15 protein-coding genes and 2 tRNA genes are annotated in these 17,468 nt (G+C 45.1%); 9 read left to right on the top strand and 8 right to left on the bottom strand.

The genetic code is table 11. From position 1 onward, the window contains the following. The coding region (locus EBR25_09150; GenBank protein ID NBW41153.1) for an efflux RND transporter permease subunit at nucleotides 1-1,487 on the top strand (1,487 nt) is incomplete at its 5' end. 4 nt (nucleotides 1,488-1,491) lie between these two features. Here EBR25_09150 and EBR25_09145 read toward each other — a convergent pair. The 4 genes from EBR25_09145 to EBR25_09130 form a co-directional block, all read right to left on the bottom strand. After that, nucleotides 1,492-2,625: an EF-hand domain-containing protein gene (locus EBR25_09145; GenBank protein NBW41152.1), complete on the bottom strand. Its 1,134-nt coding sequence runs from the start codon at nucleotides 2,623-2,625 to the stop codon at nucleotides 1,492-1,494. 117 nt (nucleotides 2,626-2,742) lie between these two features. Continuing rightward, nucleotides 2,743-3,951, bottom strand: coding sequence for an ATP-binding protein (locus EBR25_09140; GenBank protein ID NBW41151.1), 1,209 nt, complete (start codon nucleotides 3,949-3,951; stop codon nucleotides 2,743-2,745). Between the two features lie 166 nt (nucleotides 3,952-4,117). Further along, nucleotides 4,118-4,194: transfer RNA gene (locus EBR25_09135), tRNA-Ile, on the bottom strand. A gap of 41 nt (nucleotides 4,195-4,235) precedes the next feature. Next, nucleotides 4,236-4,308: transfer RNA gene (locus EBR25_09130), tRNA-Ala, on the bottom strand. A gap of 271 nt (nucleotides 4,309-4,579) precedes the next feature. Here EBR25_09130 and EBR25_09125 point away from each other — a divergent pair. From EBR25_09125 to EBR25_09110, 4 genes are read left to right on the top strand one after another with little or no spacing between them, the layout of a single operon-like run. Then, complete coding sequence (locus tag EBR25_09125; GenBank protein NBW41150.1) at nucleotides 4,580-5,095, top strand: HNH endonuclease; 516 nt, start codon at nucleotides 4,580-4,582, stop codon at nucleotides 5,093-5,095. After that, entirely contained in the window at nucleotides 5,040-6,455 is a 1,416-nt protein-coding gene (locus EBR25_09120) for an HD domain-containing protein (GenBank protein NBW41149.1), read from the top strand. The genes EBR25_09125 and EBR25_09120 overlap by 56 nt, the downstream gene beginning before the upstream one ends. Before the next feature lie 3 nt (nucleotides 6,456-6,458). Beyond that, the gene (locus EBR25_09115) at nucleotides 6,459-6,995 is read left to right on the top strand and encodes a hypothetical protein (GenBank protein ID NBW41148.1); all 537 of its coding nucleotides are present in this window, start codon (nucleotides 6,459-6,461) and stop codon (nucleotides 6,993-6,995) included. Beyond that, nucleotides 6,979-7,593 (top strand): HAD family hydrolase, encoded by a 615-nt coding sequence (locus EBR25_09110; protein NBW41147.1) that lies wholly within the window; start codon nucleotides 6,979-6,981, stop codon nucleotides 7,591-7,593. The genes EBR25_09115 and EBR25_09110 overlap by 17 nt, the downstream gene beginning before the upstream one ends. Nucleotides 7,594-7,703: 110 nt before the next feature. On the opposite strand, the gene EBR25_09105 is transcribed toward EBR25_09110, so the two are convergent. The 4 genes from EBR25_09105 to EBR25_09090 form a co-directional block, all read right to left on the bottom strand. Further along, nucleotides 7,704-8,705, bottom strand: coding sequence for a hypothetical protein (locus EBR25_09105; GenBank protein ID NBW41146.1), 1,002 nt, complete (start codon nucleotides 8,703-8,705; stop codon nucleotides 7,704-7,706). Nucleotides 8,706-8,759: 54 nt separating this feature from the next. Next, a complete protein-coding gene (locus EBR25_09100; protein NBW41145.1) occupies nucleotides 8,760-10,691 on the bottom strand; it encodes a ShlB/FhaC/HecB family hemolysin secretion/activation protein in 1,932 nt (643 codons plus the stop codon). A gap of 272 nt (nucleotides 10,692-10,963) precedes the next feature. Next, nucleotides 10,964-11,884, bottom strand: a complete 921-nt coding sequence (locus EBR25_09095; GenBank protein NBW41144.1) for a hypothetical protein — start codon at nucleotides 11,882-11,884, stop codon at nucleotides 10,964-10,966. A 142-nt stretch (nucleotides 11,885-12,026) separates the two neighbouring features. Beyond that, on the bottom strand, nucleotides 12,027-12,518 hold the full coding sequence (locus tag EBR25_09090; GenBank protein NBW41143.1) for a hypothetical protein: 492 nt from the start codon (nucleotides 12,516-12,518) through the stop codon (nucleotides 12,027-12,029). A gap of 375 nt (nucleotides 12,519-12,893) precedes the next feature. Between EBR25_09090 and EBR25_09085 the strand changes: the two genes are divergently transcribed. The 4 genes from EBR25_09085 to EBR25_09070 are packed head-to-tail and all read left to right on the top strand — an operon-like array spanning nucleotide 12,894 to nucleotide 17,355. Further along, on the top strand, nucleotides 12,894-13,220 hold the full coding sequence (locus EBR25_09085; protein NBW41142.1) for a hypothetical protein: 327 nt from the start codon (nucleotides 12,894-12,896) through the stop codon (nucleotides 13,218-13,220). Nucleotides 13,221-13,245: 25 nt separating this feature from the next. Then, the gene (locus EBR25_09080; protein ID NBW41141.1) at nucleotides 13,246-13,809 is read left to right on the top strand and encodes a pilus assembly protein; all 564 of its coding nucleotides are present in this window, start codon (nucleotides 13,246-13,248) and stop codon (nucleotides 13,807-13,809) included. 46 nt (nucleotides 13,810-13,855) lie between these two features. Further along, complete coding sequence (locus tag EBR25_09075; GenBank protein ID NBW41140.1) at nucleotides 13,856-14,668, top strand: hypothetical protein; 813 nt, start codon at nucleotides 13,856-13,858, stop codon at nucleotides 14,666-14,668. Beyond that, nucleotides 14,665-17,355: a hypothetical protein gene (locus tag EBR25_09070; GenBank protein NBW41139.1), complete on the top strand. Its 2,691-nt coding sequence runs from the start codon at nucleotides 14,665-14,667 to the stop codon at nucleotides 17,353-17,355. The genes EBR25_09075 and EBR25_09070 overlap by 4 nt, the downstream gene beginning before the upstream one ends. Nucleotides 17,356-17,468: the final 113 nt, after the last annotated feature.

The raw sequence follows: 17,468 nt of genomic DNA, 5'->3' as shown, positions 1-17,468 counted from the left end.
CAGGTAAACATCTTAAGTTCACCTTTTTACCAAGAATTGATGCCGATGTCGTAACAGCTCAAGTGCGACTTCCGTTTGGAGTCTCTATTGAAGAAAGTAGACGGGTCCAGAAGCTTCTGGTTTTGGGGGCTGAGCGTGCAATACAAAGGGCGGGTGGTTCACACATTGCAAAAGGCACCTATAGTCAGATAGGAGGAGGGCTTGTCTCTTTTGGTCCAGGTCCTGCTTTTGTAGGTGCAGGTGGTGCTCATGTTCTCGCGGCTCAAGTCGCGCTCGTCCCCTCGGATCAGCGAAAGATATCGGGCATGCAGTTCTCAAGACTGTGGAGAGAAGAAGTTGGTCATATCGTTGGTATCGATACGCTCATTTTTCAAGCTGAGACGGGGGCAAGCGAAGGGCTTCCGATAGAGCTTAATCTTAGTCATCCCGTGAAAGAGACTTTGGAGGAAGCGGGCAAAGAGCTGAAAGCTATTATAGAGACCTATGCTGGAGTATCTGACACTGATGATGGTGTTCCGAGTGGTAAGAGACAATTTAGCTTTACGGTAACTCCGTATGGAGAAAGTCTTGGCATTACTGCAGCCGAGCTTGGTCGACAGGTAAGAGGTGCCTTCTTTGGGGTCGAGGCTTTGCGTCAGCAACGTGGAAGAAATGAGATAAAAGTTAGAGTCAAGTTGTCAGAGGATGAGCGCTCAACCCTGAAAACACTGGAAGAACTAGTAATTCGAACTCCAGCAGGGGGAGAGATTGCGTTCTTCGATGCTGCACATGTTCAGGAAGGACTATCATACACCGAGATTAAACGAGTAAATGGACGGCGAGTCGTAACAGTTTCTGGAGATGTAGACGAAGATGTTTCAAATTCAAATAAGATTATTGACGAGCTGCTAAAAAAGCATATACCAGCGCTTCAGCGTCAGTACCCTGGATTAACGTATAAGTTTGCTGGCGAGAAAGAGGCGCAACAAGATTCGCTGAGTAGTCTCGGAATGGGATTTGCAGTAGCGATGTTGGTAGTCTTTACTCTCCTAGCGATACCGTTTAAGAGCTATATTCAGCCCATTATTGTTATGCTGAGTATTCCTTTTGGTTTCATCGGAGCTATCGCGGGGCACTTTCTTTTAGGATATGGCCTGAGCATTATAAGTCTCTTCGGACTCATAGCACTCTCAGGGGTAGTCGTGAATGATTCGCTGGTCTTAGTTGTGACAGCGAATAGGGAGCGAGAAAACGGTCTATCGACTTATGATGCTGTTATTCGAGCTGGCAAGAGACGACTAAGACCGATTTTACTCACCTCACTTACAACATTTCTTGGACTGGCACCGATGATATTTGAGACGTCTATGCAGGCGCGCTTTCTTATTCCAATGGCAATTTCTATAGGTTTTGGAATTTTATTTGCGACAATTATTATTCTCGCCATTGTGCCAGCTTTCTATCTTGCGATTGAAGATATACGAGTGCTTTTCAAAAAAGCGAGCTAATCTTTTACGAGATACTAAAGACGAGGTCTCCTCTACGCCCCTTGAATTGCCGGTTCTCTTGTGTTGAAGCTGTTTCATGATCAATTCGTTGAGCCGGTATTGAATGAGGAGATGATGGCTCTTCGCTCAGAACATTATTTTGGTCAAGTGTACGCCTAATAATCTCTTCCGTATCGAGAGGTTCTTCTATCACTGATTCAGCAGCTACAGCGATCTCATCGACTGTTGCATCATTGGATTCTCGGTCTGTTGCTTCAGTGGGCTCCACCACTCTTTCTTTTACCTCTTTTTCAGCTATTCCCGTCGTTACAATTGTTCCTTCCAGTGTAGCGAATGACTCTGTTGGTAATGGTTGAGCATTCAAGAGGTCACTGTTCATTTCGTTTGAGAGTTTTTCCAGGCGTTCGAGTGTTTCATTGAGTGATGCGGTATTTTGTATCTCTTTTTCTTTTGTTACTTCAGGAATGAGTGTTTCAGTGTGCTGATGTTCAATCACCGCAGGTATTACTGTTTCAATTTCTAGGTGTTCGGATTGTTCTCGATCAACTTCAGGAGATACCTCTACTGCCTTGCTGTGTTCAAGAGGCTCTTGGTTTAAGGACTTTTCCTGCTCACGCAAGGTATCTTCAACACGTTCTGTTTCGAGTGTTGATGCAATCATCTCTTCCTTGACTTCTGTAGTACGCATTGCCGCAAGTATATCGTTTATTGAGGCTGGCTGGTGAAGAGCAGGATCATTTGCATTATTTAGGTCCTGTTCTTCCAGGGTGTCTGTTCGCATATCAGACTGGGAGTCACTCATTGAGTTGATAACTCGGTGGTGACGATGGTCTTGGGAAATCTTTATTCGTTCTTCGCCCGTAATCACTCCCTCGGTCTGAAGTTTGTTGAGATGCTCTTCCGTCGCTTTTTCTTTAAATTCACTGACTGAGACGTGTCCATCGCCGTTTGTATCGAGGGCTTTCATCAGATCAGAAAGTCTCGCTTCAGCGGCATTATTGGCTTCAAGGTCGATATATTGCTTGAGATCTACTACCTCTTCCTTTTGCAGAGTTGTATTTAAGTCAGACGAGGGGGAAGTAGACTTATCGAGCTCTTCTGGAGCTGCGAGTGGGGTAGTGTTCTGTTGTTGAAACATAAAACCGCGTAAAAAGTTTTCTAACCATCAGTGGCGTTCTTGAGAGAAGCCTACTCTACGGGTGTTATGGCAAAATTGCGTATTGAGGAGGCATAGAGAAAAAAATAATCGACCCACTTAACAATATTGAGTGTTATCAGCTGGTTGCAGATATTGCTCAATTGCATGAAACAGGTCGTGTTCTGAAACACGGTAATGTCGATGATTGCCTTTTTGGGACTCTCGATTGAAAGCGTTTAGTCCCGCTTGATTACAAATTTCTTTGATATCTGCACCAGTACAGCCTTCGGTAATCTCTGCAAGGTATGAGATATCAATTTCTTTATCCATCGTAATATTTCTCAGGAAGATAGAGAAAAGCTCTGTTCTTGCTTTATGATCAGGAGGTGAAATTTCAATACTTTTGCTGAGACGCCCAGCTCTCTTAAGAGCGTCATCTACGAGATCAACTCTATTGGTTGCGCCAATAATATAGACCCCCTCGATATTTTTGATTCCATCAATAATCTGTAAGAAATGGTTCAATAGATTTTCTGCCCATGCCTGACTCTTTCCCCCTCTTGCCCTTCCAATGGAGTCAATCTCATCTATAAAAACAACAGCCGGGCGGTGTTGTTCAGCTGCATGGAATAGTCTTGAGAGATTTTTTTCAGATTCTCCAACAAACTTTGAGATAATGTCATCTGCTGCAACAGAGAAAAAATTTAATCCCGCAGTGCTCGCGAATGCTCTTGCTATCGTGGTTTTCCCAGTTCCAGGGGGCCCGTGAAAAATGATTCCTTTTGGTGTCTCAATTCCATACTTTTTAGCTTTTTCGGGAGACCGGAGAAGTTCAACGATACTAAGAAGCTGCTTTTTAAGCGAGTCGTTGATGATGATATCATCCCAATGAACTTTTTGAGACTTGTGAGACAGAAAGAGGGGGGTGAAGCTGTTTTCCTCCTCTTGCTGCGTTGATTGGGTTTCTTGAGTCGGTATGCGAGTAGGCACACCTTGAAACCGCTGATTCAGCCATCTGTCGAACCTCGTTTTTCGAATCGCGAGGAGGGTAAGGAGCGGGCCAACAAAGTGCAGCAGGGGAAGGTGAGCAGTTTTTAGGTCGGGAATATCAAGCGAGGCTGTTTTTACGAGAAGCAATGCCATCAGTAAAAAGGTAAGTATTCGTAAAGTGAAATCTCCTCTCTTCCAGAATTTCGGTGTTGACCATAGTTTCGTCTGATATGTGTAATAGAGGAATGGCAAGGTAAGGGTAATAGTGAGCGTTAGGAGTGAAAACTCGAACGCAAACAGTGGTAGCACTTGATTTGGAATCTGTATCGGCACCATAAAACACCCAAAAAACTCGCAATAAAACTCACATTGTTATGGTCAATGAGTTCCAATATGTGCGGTTGGTGGGCGTGTTAAATAGGGTGGGCGTGTTAAATAGTAGGTAAAGTCCGCTGAATGGCTCTAACCTGCTATAATAGCTTGATTTTTCAAGATGCGATGATGGTGGGCCAGGGAAGACTTGAACTTCCGACCTCACGCTTATCAGGCGTGCACTCTAACCAGCTGAGCTACTGGCCCCAAAAAGGCTCAATAAAGCGAGATATGAGCAAATAAAAGAGTGGAGCTGAGCGGGATCGAACCGCTGACCTCCTGCGTGCAAAGCAGGCGCTCTCCCAGCTGAGCTACAGCCCCAAATACTTTACGATCTCATATCGCTTAATTGTCACGAGTCTCTATCCTCCCTGCTCACTAATGTCAACTCTCTGTAGAGTTACCATCTTGAGGGTAAGAAAAGAGGCGAATGACCAGGTGGGAGATGGTAAACAGAGTGAGCGTTCTCTGTCAAGTTACTGAGAATTTTCAGAAAGTTATATCTTCACTTTTTGTGGGAAGGTGCTCAGAGACCTTTTGTAATGGGCTTAAAATGCCGATAGCACTGTATTAGTTGGCTTAAAGGATACTAATGGAGGCAGTTCTTCTACTTAATGCGAGCTTCGAACCCCTGAGGGTTATCTCTTGGCGGCGAGCGGTCAATCTCTTCTTTCTTGAGAAAATTGAGGTACTTGAGGAGTATGACCATGAGATTCGCTCAGTTTCTATCGCTATCAAGGCACCTGCCGTTGTTCGATTATTGAATTATGTAAAGCCCAGAAAGCGAGTCCCACCTTTTTCTCGCTTTAACATTTTTGCTCGCGATAATTTTCAGTGTCAGTACTGTGGTAGTAATTTAACAGCAAAGCAAGCAACACTAGACCACGTGTTGCCTCGGAGCCACGGTGGAAAAACTTGTTGGGAAAACGTAGTTTGTTGTTGTCGTGCCTGTAATATAAAAAAGGGATCACGTACTCCCGAGCAGGCAAGGATGAAATTACATCAGGATCCGTTCAGACCAGGGTGGCTCCCTGTGTTACAGTTACGATTAAATGGAAAAGACCACCCATCTTGGCATATGTTCCTCCGTTACGCTTCGCACCGTTGAGGAAATGAAAGACACCTTAAAAGGTGTTGCAGAGACTGCTGCCCTCAATCCTCTTATCGATGCTCTTCTATCGCATGGAGAGGCTTATTTCGTTGGGGGTATCGTACGTGATGCTCTAATCGGAAAAACTATTAAAGACATTGATATCGCAACATCTCTTTTACCAGTCCGGTTGGAAGAGATTCTTACTTCCTTGAATTTTAAAGTGATCGAAACGGGCCTAGAGCACGGGACTATTACTGTTTTGGCGGGTGAGCAGTCTGTAGAGGTAACTACTTTTCGGTCGCCATCGAAGAGAACAGCAACACAATTTGGAGCTTCAATCGAGGAAGACTTATCAGGTCGAGATTTTACAATTAATGCAATGGCCTTTGATCTGCGGACTGAGTGTTTTATTGACCCTTTCGCAGGATTTCATGATCTTCAAGAGGGGATCTGTCGTGCCGTAAATGATGCCTATTCTCGCTTTCAGGAAGATCCGCATCGACTACTCAGAATGATACGGTTTGGATCAGCTGAAGGACGTGTGATTGACACAGATACTCTACAAGCTGCTCAAGAACTCGCTCCCCAGATCTCTGTTGTCGCACCCGAGCGAGTTCGCGAGGAGTTAGTGCATATTTTGATGGCACCTCTGCCTCATGTCGCGGTGCAACACTTGTATGAGGTTGGTTTATTACAGATATTAATTCCGGAGCTTATGCCAGCCGTGGGATGTCAACAGAACGAGTGGCACATTCATGATGTCTTTGAGCACACGTTGTGGGTACTTGAGCGAAGCTGTGATAGGCCACTGGTTCGGCTCGCCTCACTTTTTCATGATATTGGCAAGCCAGCATCTCTCTCCATTGATGAGGAAGGCCGAAGACATTTTTATAAGCATGAACTGATTGGAGCAGAAATTGCCGAGCAAATTATGACCCGACTCAGGTTTTCCAAGGCCGATACACGAGCTGTAACAAAGCTTGTTCGAGAGCATATGCGACCATTAGACTGTGGGGAAAGTGGGGTGCGGAGGATTATGCGTGACCTGGGAGAACAGTTCCAAGAATGGTTATTATTGAAGCAAGCTGATGCACCCCCAGTAATGCCGGAGACTGACTTTCGAGTGATGTATGAGCGGTTTTTACAGATGGTTGAAGTTGAACATCAGCGGAGAGAGGGGCCAGTTTACGGCAAACTTGCAATTAACGGTGATGATTTATTGGCAGCGGGTTTTAGTGAAGGACCTGATATTGGATTCGTATTATCGCACTGTGAAGAATTAGTTATCGAGTGCCCTGAGCAGAACTCTCGTGATACTCTTATGGAGGTGGCTCAATCCTTCCTGCGGCAACAGAAGAATAACGAGAGTAACTAGTGTATGTTTAAGAGAGGACGGGAAAAATTTATTATTTTCACTGTTGCGAGCATATCATTACTGCTTGGACATGCGTTATTCCATGAGCGGCTTTCGAGGGTCAAAACCCCATATGAACAATGGCTTTCGTCTGTAGAAGAGTCGGCCTGGAGCGAGCAAGAGGGAGAGAGTCGCATATCTATCATTGTACGACTTCAAGAGAAGGATCAGATTCAGAAATGGAGTATTGTAGGAGATATTTATCAATACTCTCCTCACAATGCACAGGTCTTGAAGTTTCTGCAGCTGATTCGTGAGGGGGAACTGGTCGAGAGAAATGACGTTGGGACAGATGCTCTTGAAGTAGAGGTATTTATTGAGGATGAATCTCAAGTAATCCCCAGCCTCATAGTGAGTGGTAGGACAGAGTGGCGTAACTTACGGAATAATTGGCCGGCGCAGAATTTGATTCTTTTATTAGAAACGGGTGCCATTCCGGTTGAAGGGAGCGCATACGTAAAAAGAAGAGAGGAAAGAGGAAGTCATGAAAACGAGGGATGAAGCGATGGCGCTTTTGCGTGAGTATACTCAGTCAGAGAGCCTTATAAAGCATGCACTTGGTGTTGAAGCGGCGATGCGTTGGCATGCAGAAAAAAATGCACTGCCTGCGGAAGATGTCGAAATGTGGGGAATTACCGGACTCTTGCATGACTTTGATTATGAGCAGTTTCCCAATCCTACGGCACCTGATGGTCATCCCTACAAGGGGAATATGATTCTTGAAGAGCTGGGATACGCAGAAGAAATTCGTATTGCGATAATGGGACATGCGCTATACACCGACACTCCTCGCGATACTTTGATGGCAAAGACACTCTTTGCCGTAGATGAGATGAGTGGGTTGATTACGGCTGCAGTGCTTGTGAGACCAGATAAATCTATCTATGAGTTGGGAGTAAAATCAGTAAAGAAAAAGTTTAAAGACAAGGCGTTTGCTAGAGGATGCAACCGAGATGAGATGCGTTTAGCGGCAGAAGAGCTTGGAATTGAGCTTGATGCGCACATTGAGAATATGATTGAAGCACTCCGCGGAGCAGCTGAGGAGCTTGGATTAGCTGGGGTGGTCAGTCTGGGCGGTCCCGTAACAGCGAGTGCATAAGTCTCGTTGTAATAGAGCTTTCGAGTTGAAACTTCTGGGCAAGTGCCCTACTACTCCTGTCCTATCATTCCAGGATAAAGCAAGCGCTAAAGGCGAGAGCGTTTTTTTTCTTACTCGAAAGTAGGCTCCTTCGTACCCAAGATAATGAGGTGAAATCCTGTACTATCCATTGGGATAGCATCCTTGAACTTCGCTTCTTCTGAGTCATTACTTCGATATATTTCGACGTCTTTATTCATGATACCTGGCTCAACCACCTCTTCAATATAGACCCGACTTCCTTGATGCAAAGCTGAGAAGTCAATGGGTTTATGAGTTGTGGATATAGTATGAGATGGACTCTTTCCACTGTTTTGACCTGATTGAGCTTCATGACCTGGCATGCTTGTCGTTGTCCCTTTTACGGGATGTTTTGTCACATGTATTGGTTGATGGGTTGTTGGATTGTACTTGTGTCCTTGATGTTTTGGATGGTGTCCCTGTCCATGTACTGGTCTCTTATTCGGATGATGTTCCTTCTGCTTTGAGGGTAAATTTGTGTTAGATGCTATCATTGGATTTGATGGGATTTTTGACCCTCCGCCAGTACCAGAGCCACCAGTACCAGAGCCGCCAGTACCAGAGCCACCAGTGCTAAAGCTCAGTGTGCCACCAGTTCCTCCAGTGCCCGAACTTCCACCAGTCATACCGGTGCTACCGCTGCTAGAGCTCCCACTTCCAGAGCTAGCACTATGACTCGATGAGCTGCCACTGCTGCTACCTAAACTAGAGCTACCGCTATGACTTGATGAGCCACCAGAGTGACCACTACCAGAACCGCCACTGCCAGAACTACTACTGCCACCACCCTTACTGGTTAGGACTGCATCCGGATGATCTGGCGTAGTTCCTCCCAAAGGATGTTGAGAACCTGAGTTATCAGGTGTCGTTCCAAGCGAGCTAACACCACTTGAAGTGCTCTGACTCTGTTGAGAGGTAGTCCCACTTTGATTCTGACATTGCCAAGATGAAGAGTGCTTACAGTTAGCCGCCCCAAATGCAGTCGAGCTTCCGAGAAGACACGAAAGAGAGAGCGCGGAGAGAGTAATCAGTCCTTTTCTATTTCTACTCATGACAGAGTGTATCCTTTAGAAGTAGTAAAATTAGCCCATGAGAATATAAGCTGCCTAAAAATAGAGAATGCTCTGAATCCAGAAACGGTTGTCGTTACTCGATTCATCACTATCATTCCCAGTAATCGGGCTTCGGTTAACATTCTCTCCAATCTGGTGTCCCCACATTGCACGTAATACAAGAGAATCTTCCCAGGTTTGACTCAAGCCAATGCCCGTAGATTTGAGGACAGAGTTGTTCTCTATAATCGGGTTTCCAGCCTCCCATCCTGGCCAAGTGTCGTCATGTAGCTCAGTCCACGCTACAGAGTAGAATACAGAAACCTGAAAATCTCCTCCCCATGGCATGTCATAAAAATCATACCTCAGATCCGCGTGAAGAGCTGCGCCATTATCTCCACTCGTTTCTCCCGAAGGATACCCCGCAACATTAAAGGGCCCACCAACGAAGAACTTCTGAGAGGTGTCAAGGTTGTCAGTAGTCCATTGTCCAGTAACACCTATGAGGGTGCCAAGATTTGCAAACAGGTGCTGAAGGCGAGAGATTTCATAGTTAATCTTGAAGAAGCTTCCCTCACTTCCTACGTTAAGACGATCAAAGTTTTTATAATCTTCATTCGCCAAAATATTATTAGAACCTACAGTAACATCGATTCCGAAGTTCCAGTTTCCATTTACCAAGAAATCATCATCGTGGTCTCCAGCAATGCTGAGGATAAGACTGTTGATCTCTCGCTTTGCTAAGAGCCCAATATTGTCGTGATCATCCAAGGTCATATGAGATAGAGACATAGTTCCAATTACGTTTGTATGTCTCCCTCTTAGAAAGGGATAGGTTATGAATCCCCTCAGCTCCGAGGCATCTCCTGCGCTGTCAAACTGACGAAACTGCTTACCGAGTTGGTAATCGAGATAATCGTAACTGACTCCTCCTCTCAGCCCATTATCTGCGAGAGGATGGCTATATTGAATATAACCATAGTTCGAGTCTTCGCCAGAGGTCACATAACGGAAAGTTATTTGGTCGCCTGCACCCGTAGGACTGTTGATGTATAGAGTTGTTCCAATTCGCTCTTCGCCAGTATACCATCCACCAAAATTGTCAAAGTCGATATTTCCAGTAACAGTCGGCTCATCGATAACACTGAGTTGGAAACGGGCTTGCCCAACTTCAGTTCCAGGGTAAAGAGCCGCATAGGAAGAGATTCCCGGAAGATCGTTTACGAGTAACATGCCTCTTTCAAAATGCGCCTTCTCGATTAACTCGCCTTCATGTAGTGAATTTTTAAGTATTCCCTCAACAACGGAGGTCTTAACCGCATTCTCGGAATTTCGGATAATAATGCCATTTTCCTCTAAGGAGCCTTCATAGACATGCAGAGACACAACGCCATCGTGAATCTCTTGCGATGGTGCATACACGCGGGCAGCAAATAAACCGCGGGAGCGATAGGTCTTCAAAAGCGCTGCTGCTGATTGCTTAATTTGACCAATGGTTAAAGTCTTGTTGACGAAAGGCTCTAATATATTTCCTATAACTTCTTCTGGAAGTGTTGAGTTGCCACTGACAATGAAACGTTTAACCAAGACCGCTTCCTCTCCGTGAGTTGCGGGATTGTCTTCTTCAGGGGATTTCATTTGTAGGACCTGCGAGTTCGACTTTCCTGGTTTTGCGAAGGTTTTATCTCGGTACCCCCGATAGACTTGAGTGGCTTCTGGATATGGGGAAGCAAGGCACGCTGATGGCGTGAAGACCAAAAGGAGGGATGCAAACTGCAATTCAACAAGCACGGAGAGAGCAAGGCAAAGAAGCCAAGAAAAGCAAGATGGTCTCTTCGAATGTGGCGATGTCAGGATTGTGCCGCTCATTTTCTGCATAAAAAATCTTCTAAGATGCGCTTGTTTCATCCACGTAGTTGATGCCACGTAAGACAAGCAGGGTACATGGGGCGATGCGGTATTAACGTTTATCTTTTCAACTCGCATACACCGCCGTAAAAGGTTTAGTAATCCAGCAAGCAAATATTGGAAAGACTATAATAATGAAGCTCCCAAAATGAAAACCGTTTATTTCATTTTTGATCACTGGTAGCTGAATGAATTCGAATGCCGGTGGCATAATTTCTCAAGTGCCCAGAAAAACAGTATTTAGGGTCTAGGTTCCAAAGCAAGCCAACAGCGCCTTATGCCGAATAACAGCGTCTTCTCGTAACAGGTTCTCTCGTCAAAGAGATTGTTTCTTCCGTCAAAGAGACTGTCTAGGAGTTGCCCCGTTTTAGGCGGATGATCAGTGAGGAAGGAATGTCAGTCTGAATTGTTAGGTGAAGCGGATGCAGGTGAACATCAAAGTTCGGAAGGTGCTCACCGTCGAAGCTTAATAAGAGAGAGTGGTTTTTCCCTTGGGTCAGTCGCAGTTTCTGTTGCACCTGGGCTTCGTTAAGACTTCTTGGGGTAATAAAGCTTTCCAGATCTTTTTGAACTTGTTCACGAACGGCACATGGCTCTTGAGAAAAGAGTGAAGTAAACCGTGTAAGACTCTCTCTGAAGGCGCCATGTGAAAACGCTTTTTGATCCTTCCACTCTCTTGATTCGTGAAAGAACGGCGACAGTGGATTATCGCTTTCGAAGTGCGCCAAGAGGTGCGCCACGGGATGAGAAAAGAACTCGAGATTTTTATTAGGAGATAGGAGAGCATAACTTTTTTGAGCCTCTGGTTGCCGTAGCTCTAACATGCAGGTGTAGATCGTGTATTCCATATCAAGATCGGAGTTCTCAATCGCAGATATGGTCTGTTTCCGAACTAACGGATGTAAGAATCGCTGCTGCATTTTTTCGCCCACAATCGGTGTCAGCTTGTCTTTTAGAGTGGTGTTTAACTCCTGTAAGGTTTCTCTCTCTACCGCGGGACTATTTCTGTGAATTGATTGAAATGCATCTATCGGATTTTGCATCGCTGCACGGTAGTCTGATGTATTCGTAAGAGTATCATCATAGGGAACGATAAACTGTGAAAGAAAGTGGGTGAAGTAGGTATCTGACGGTGAGAGTGGAAGCTTTTTGGGGCGGTTTAATTGTTTCTCATTATCAGGATGATTTTCGCTACTATTTCCATGGCTGGAAAAGTCTCCGTGCTCTTCATCTGGTGAGCTCTCATCTGGTGAATGGAAAAGCCCTGACATCTAAATGTTTCTCCACAAATCATTTTCAAGAATGAAGCTTAGAGAAATAAGCGGCGGTTCCCATTGATAGGAGGGGATAATGAGTTTTCCCATAACATCTCTTGTACCCCAAAAGATCATGGTTTGGATAGTAAAAAGCGGATCAAGGCTGGTGGGGAGTGATCTCTAGGAAGTTTCCAGAGCCCTTGACCTCTAAGAGCTTAGTTGTATCAGATTGCATGAGAGAGTTTATATTTATCCGATTGAGTTTATCTCGTTTTAGTTCTCCAGCATTTTGAAGAGAGAAGCGTACTTGTTCTAGTTGAGCAGGCACCACGGAGGTTTCGCTTTCTACGGATAACCGAATAAGCTCCAAGAAGAGAGGTTTGGAGAAGACGTAGATGCTTGCCGAATTACTGCTACGAACTCCGATAAACTCACATTGTTCACCGATGCTTTGGAGGTGTTTAGATGGGATGGTTATTCGTCCTTTTTCGTCGCTCTTGACTACATACGTCCCCATCAGAAGGTGGTTCTGGTCCTCTTGTCGTGGGGCGCTGCTCCCTGGTAAGGCGGGTAATCGTCCTTCGTTGAGTAGCAGTCTTGTCGCATGGTCTTTGATAAAGTCTGAGCTACAACCGTGTTCCTGTGTCATCTTTTAAGCGCTCCCGAATACGCAATACATTTTGGTTAAAGTTTAACACCTCCCGGCTACTAAGATAATTTTTCGTAAAGAAGCAAAACCCTGCTATCTAACTGAAAATAAACAATTAAATTAAATGTCATGTAGCCCGTATTCTTCCAGATATCACCTTATCGAATAAAAATGCATAATATTAGCATATAATGGTTTTGAAAAGGTGGCTGGTGGAACACGCTGGCTGCAGTTGGGCAAACTGATAGGTGTAAGAAGTAAGGTTTTTTAAGGTGGATTATGTTGATATCATTCAATTTTCCTGCGAAACGTCCAAAACACAAGAGCGCGAACCTGAATAGGTGGAGGGTCCCCTGCCAAAGTCTGCTCGGTGTAGTGTTTTGCCTCTTACTCGTTCCCTCACATTCCTTATTTGCTCAGTCTCACTCTGTTCAAGAGTTCCAGGACATGTTTGACGCGGGTACTCACTCCCCGAGCGCTCGAATGCCCGACAACCCTCTCTTGGTGGGTGGTGTCAGTGCGGCGTCCGAGACGAGTAGCGGCAGCATAGGATCGGTTCAATCTATTCCGACCGCAATCACAGGCTCAGTTCAGCACTCGGTGTCCGTGTCAGTTCGGGTACCAGGTGTTGTTCAATTAGAGCGTGGTGTCATGCCTGAGAGAGAATCTTCCTCAGTCGTAAACGGACTATTGTTAAAGTGATTATTGAGTCAGGGATTGAGAGAAGATGAAAGACGCTCGCAGTTGTCCCCAAAAGCCTTGTTTCCTCACCCGGTATACATCAGGCAGCAGGAATGAAAGTGGCTCTGTCCTTGTAGAACTTGCCCTTGTCTTCCCAATATTTTTAGCCATTCTTTCTGGCTTTATTACCTTTGGAATTGGTGTGTCTTCGCTCGGAATGGTAACGAGAGATGCTTATGTATTTTCGCTTCTGAGCGAGGCAGCTGATGAGAAAGAGTTTACGTCTACCACCATTCCGTTGCATCAGTTTCTGGTCGGACATCCAAGTCAACAACAACAGAGTGATGTTTTGAATGCAATGAGAAGCACTCCCCCATTCAATTTCGGTAGTGATGAGCATATGAATTTTTTCAATTATATCGCCGGAGAAGCATCGAGAAGAAATGATGCCGTTGGATTTACGAACGCTACCACTTATACCGCAACCCGTGTTTTGATCGACTCTCCAGTCAATGCCAACATGCCACTTGAGAAAAAAACAGTACAGCGAAGGATTCATTTATTTGGCACCAACTTCACTCTGGAAGGCGCGCACTTCGGATTGTTGTGATAAGATGAAACAGGCATACAGGCGGAGGTCTGGATAAGAGGTGGGTTTGAATCGCGAGACAAAAAAGAGATCGTTAGCCAGAAGGAGTCAAGGTCGTTTCGTAAAGACGAAGGGCACCTTTATACAAGAGAGAGGCGCTGCGTTTGTTGAGCTTGTCATCGCTTTGCCACTGCTTCTTTTCATAGGTTTCTACTTTTATGATCTCTCCGTGACGTCACTGTCGCGAATATGGCAGCAGTCAACTATTGGACAATTTGTTCGCTCTATTGAACAACCTCCTATTAGAGCCAAGATGTTTAGTGTTCAATCACAACAAGAGCTGTTGATAGCACCTTTATCTGATGATGAACTTTCAACAAGTTACTTTCCCCGTCTCATCGAGCAACTCGAGTTTTACATGTCAAACATCGGAAGCGGTGCATCCCGCATCACTCATGGGGCAGCCGCGCAACTCTATTTTATAGACATTGATACTGGCGAAATGAATGCTGAATCAGCGGGATATCCTACGGGTGCTCAACTGGCAATGAACGATGCATTCGTGACAACTCCCTCATCACAAGGATGTTTTGGAGATAGTCGAGATGTCTTAGAGACGGCTCTTAACAGCTATTCGATGTCGAGGATTCAGCGTATCCTTGAATCAAAGAATAAAAATCTTCCTCCGTTTGGCACTAATCTTTTTGAGGTGCCAATCTATAATCCCGTCTTACGCAAGATGGAGTACATTGATTCCTATCTAGAGATGAAACCCCTCTTATTTGTACTGCTTTGCTCGAATCCTTTTCGGTTCTTCTCTTCAACACCGATCACCACTCTTCATACTGTCTTTTTTGATCAGGAGGTACAGTTGCAGTGAAGTATCGGTGCGTCAAAACGAGTATGGGAAAGGATAGTGGAGCTGTCCTTCCGCTTGCAGCGATCTCCATTGTGTTACTCCTACTCATCACTTTGGTGATGACACAATTCCTCGTAGCGGTAGAAGATTCCGTAAAAAATGTGAGTAATGTAACCCAGACCATAATTCAGATGACAAGAAATCTGCCAAATAGGAGAGCAGCATATGATGCGGGTATCTGGGCCGTTATTCTCAATCAAGATCTTGATGCACAGTTTCCACCTCGTGATCGATACGCTGGAGCCAGTAAAGTTCAGGTAGAGGTTGATGGCAGTCCCAATGTGCAGCTCTCGTATAGTTATCCACAGGGAGAAACTGCCAGGGTTACTGCACGCTCGTCGGAAAGTACAACTTTTTTGACAGACGCATTTCTCGGTTTTTTGAATATTTTCCAAACCTCAGCTGAGTTCGGTGGTAAGCCGAGTAGTGGTGCACTCTTTTTCGGATTCGATAACTCGTTCTCGATGCGGGGTGCTCCTGAAAATGTCGATTTACCACCTGATCAAATAGGAACTCCCATTCAACGGTTATTAGAAGCAGCCAATATTCCAGTCGCTACGCGAGGAGAGGCAAATCATTTTTGTTATCCGATCAGTATGCAAAAAATCGAGATGCAGCTTGGACGTGATCTCTCGTTTCAAGAAGAAGTAGAGATGTGTTACTTCCTTGCTGGGCAGCTGCCATATGCGACTACTTACCGGGAACTTCCGATAGGGTTTGCCCATTGGAATTCGAATCGGAGTGATTCCGTTACTTATGCAGATCACAGGGGATCGATAATTCCTGCTTATCCTTCAATGGACTGCGGTTGTACGCAGGGGAGTGGAACGTGCCCATCTTCTGAAAAATTGCAAATCTGGGGCTACAATCCAGGAGTTTCTCTTGCTGTTCCTTATTGTGAACTCCTTTCATCGAATATGATTACTCGTGTCTGTGGCCTGAGTCATGAAACAGTCGCGGTCGGTGCGCCCTTTCCAGAGGAGCTTAATATGCCGGGATGGCGTACGACAGTCTTTGATCATACTACATGTCCCCAAAATCGGTACTTAAGTAAGGACGTAGCAAACGGGAACCTCTCTGCGTTGCTATGTCAGCCCATGAAAAACCCGGTGACAAATGAAATCATCGAGATATCTGATGGAGATATCTGTCGGGCGCCGTTTCAGTATAATAGTGTCTTCTTAACGAGACCTGAAGTTGAAGATCTTGAACGTATGACAACCAATGTGGGCGGGATTAGTCAGGGTGAGATACTGCTCCGTGGCTCACCACCATCGCAGTATGTCTCTTTGGTAGCGAATCTCTCCGATTTTTGGATGACAGCGAAACAGCTAACCCAGAGTGCTTTGATTGGACTTTCCGAGAGGTTTCCACATCTTGGTTTTTACGTATTTTCCGCACCTCACCCGTATGGAAGTTTTCAAGAAACAACTCCTGATGGAAAGCCAATAAGGGGCGTTTTTGAGTTTCATAATTGGAGATCGGGAAATATTTATGAGGAACAGATACACCTGCAAGAGGATCTCTTGTCATTAGAGATATTGGACGCTACCGGTCAGGTAAAGACGGGTCTCAAGAATATGTCGACGGTGTTTCCGCAGATTCGCTTGAATGAGAGCCTTGTCTATTGGGATCATGAAGAATTTCCAAACTTAAATCCAAAGCCAGGAACAAAGCCTCAGCTTGAGCCAGCATATAAATACTCGGTGGGCCATTCTTTGAAAGCTCGAGAATATTTGAATGTCATTGATAATCCATTGCATCCGTTCCCATCTTCTCATGGGGCGTTATCTTGGCAGCTTGAGGAGGGTGGATATCCAGGAAATCATCCCGCTTCGTATTATCACTTCCCAGTAGGAGGTATGACGCAGATTGACTTACGGAATCCGCCAGGTATCTACCCCTATTTTCCAAGAGCAAAACTCAATCCAGTCTGGAGTGATAATAGTTATCAAATCCATCCCTCATGGAGTAAGCTGGGGAAAACATCCAAGCCTCTATACTCGTTTGGTAATCTGAAAGATACGGATCTGCAATCTGGACTTCAGTCTGGCGCTCCCTTGTCTATCCCTTCCGCAATCAATAATCCAGTTGGAGCATTTGCTTATCTAACGCCTTCTCTTGGTGGTACAAATACCCATGAACTTTTTGCTCAGTTTGCCGATGATTGTCAGGAATATAGAGATGAGATGAATGATTCACGGGCCCGGTGTACTGCTTTGATTATAACCGATGGGGAGCCACGAGTTCATAGTGTTCAACAAGGATTCGATCAACTCGCTCAAAATGGAGAGTTTGCACAGCTCACCGCAATACCGCAGCCATCCTTTGGTGCGGTTGATGCTCCGGGTACCCTTATGCATCAAGTCAATAATGAACTGTTGAGATTTGAGGCGGATGGAAATACCTTTGTCTTTCTTATCTTTATTCAGCATCAAGAAACGTTAAATGCCCAAGCGAGTTATTTCCTAAGCCTCTTTGATGCTGAAAATCCCAATGGAATTAATACCAATCCACAAAATCGAGCCCTTTTTAGAATTGACTATGAAGATCCAGATGATTTTCGTGAGAAAATGGTATCGGTGCTGAGGCTTGCAATAGTGCTTCTGAGTGACCGAAGTAAGCTCTTATCAGCAAGAACTCAGTAGGAAACAATGAGGGTCTGCGGCGAGCGACATCTCCTGAGTTCGGGAGTTTTGACGAGTTATGGGCTCGGAACAATCAGGGGCTCCTTTTGCGTAAAGTCATGTTCGGTTCGTCG

Source organism: bacterium (genome assembly GCA_009926305.1).
Lineage (GTDB): Bacteria > Bdellovibrionota_C > UBA2361 > UBA2361 > RFPC01 > RFPC01.
The sequence above is the reverse complement of the archived record's forward strand: the minus strand, read 5'-3'. Positions and strand labels throughout refer to the sequence as shown.

What these genes read in the sequence shown, in the direction of transcription:
- EBR25_09145 (NBW41152.1), bottom strand. Translation starts at nt 2,625, where the DNA reads ATGTTTCAACAACAGAACACTACCCCACTCGCAGCTCCAGAAGAGCTC.
- EBR25_09140 (NBW41151.1), bottom strand. Translation starts at nt 3,951, where the DNA reads ATGGTGCCGATACAGATTCCAAATCAAGTGCTACCACTGTTTGCGTTC.
- EBR25_09125 (NBW41150.1), top strand. Translation starts at nt 4,580, where the DNA reads ATGGAGGCAGTTCTTCTACTTAATGCGAGCTTCGAACCCCTGAGGGTT.
- EBR25_09120 (NBW41149.1), top strand. Translation starts at nt 5,040, where the DNA reads ATGGAAAAGACCACCCATCTTGGCATATGTTCCTCCGTTACGCTTCGC.
- EBR25_09115 (NBW41148.1), top strand. Translation starts at nt 6,459, where the DNA reads ATGTTTAAGAGAGGACGGGAAAAATTTATTATTTTCACTGTTGCGAGC.
- EBR25_09110 (NBW41147.1), top strand. Translation starts at nt 6,979, where the DNA reads ATGAAAACGAGGGATGAAGCGATGGCGCTTTTGCGTGAGTATACTCAG.
- EBR25_09105 (NBW41146.1), bottom strand. Translation starts at nt 8,705, where the DNA reads ATGAGTAGAAATAGAAAAGGACTGATTACTCTCTCCGCGCTCTCTCTT.
- EBR25_09100 (NBW41145.1), bottom strand. Translation starts at nt 10,691, where the DNA reads ATGCGAGTTGAAAAGATAAACGTTAATACCGCATCGCCCCATGTACCC.
- EBR25_09095 (NBW41144.1), bottom strand. Translation starts at nt 11,884, where the DNA reads ATGTCAGGGCTTTTCCATTCACCAGATGAGAGCTCACCAGATGAAGAG.
- EBR25_09090 (NBW41143.1), bottom strand. Translation starts at nt 12,518, where the DNA reads ATGACACAGGAACACGGTTGTAGCTCAGACTTTATCAAAGACCATGCG.
- EBR25_09080 (NBW41141.1), top strand. Translation starts at nt 13,246, where the DNA reads ATGAAAGACGCTCGCAGTTGTCCCCAAAAGCCTTGTTTCCTCACCCGG.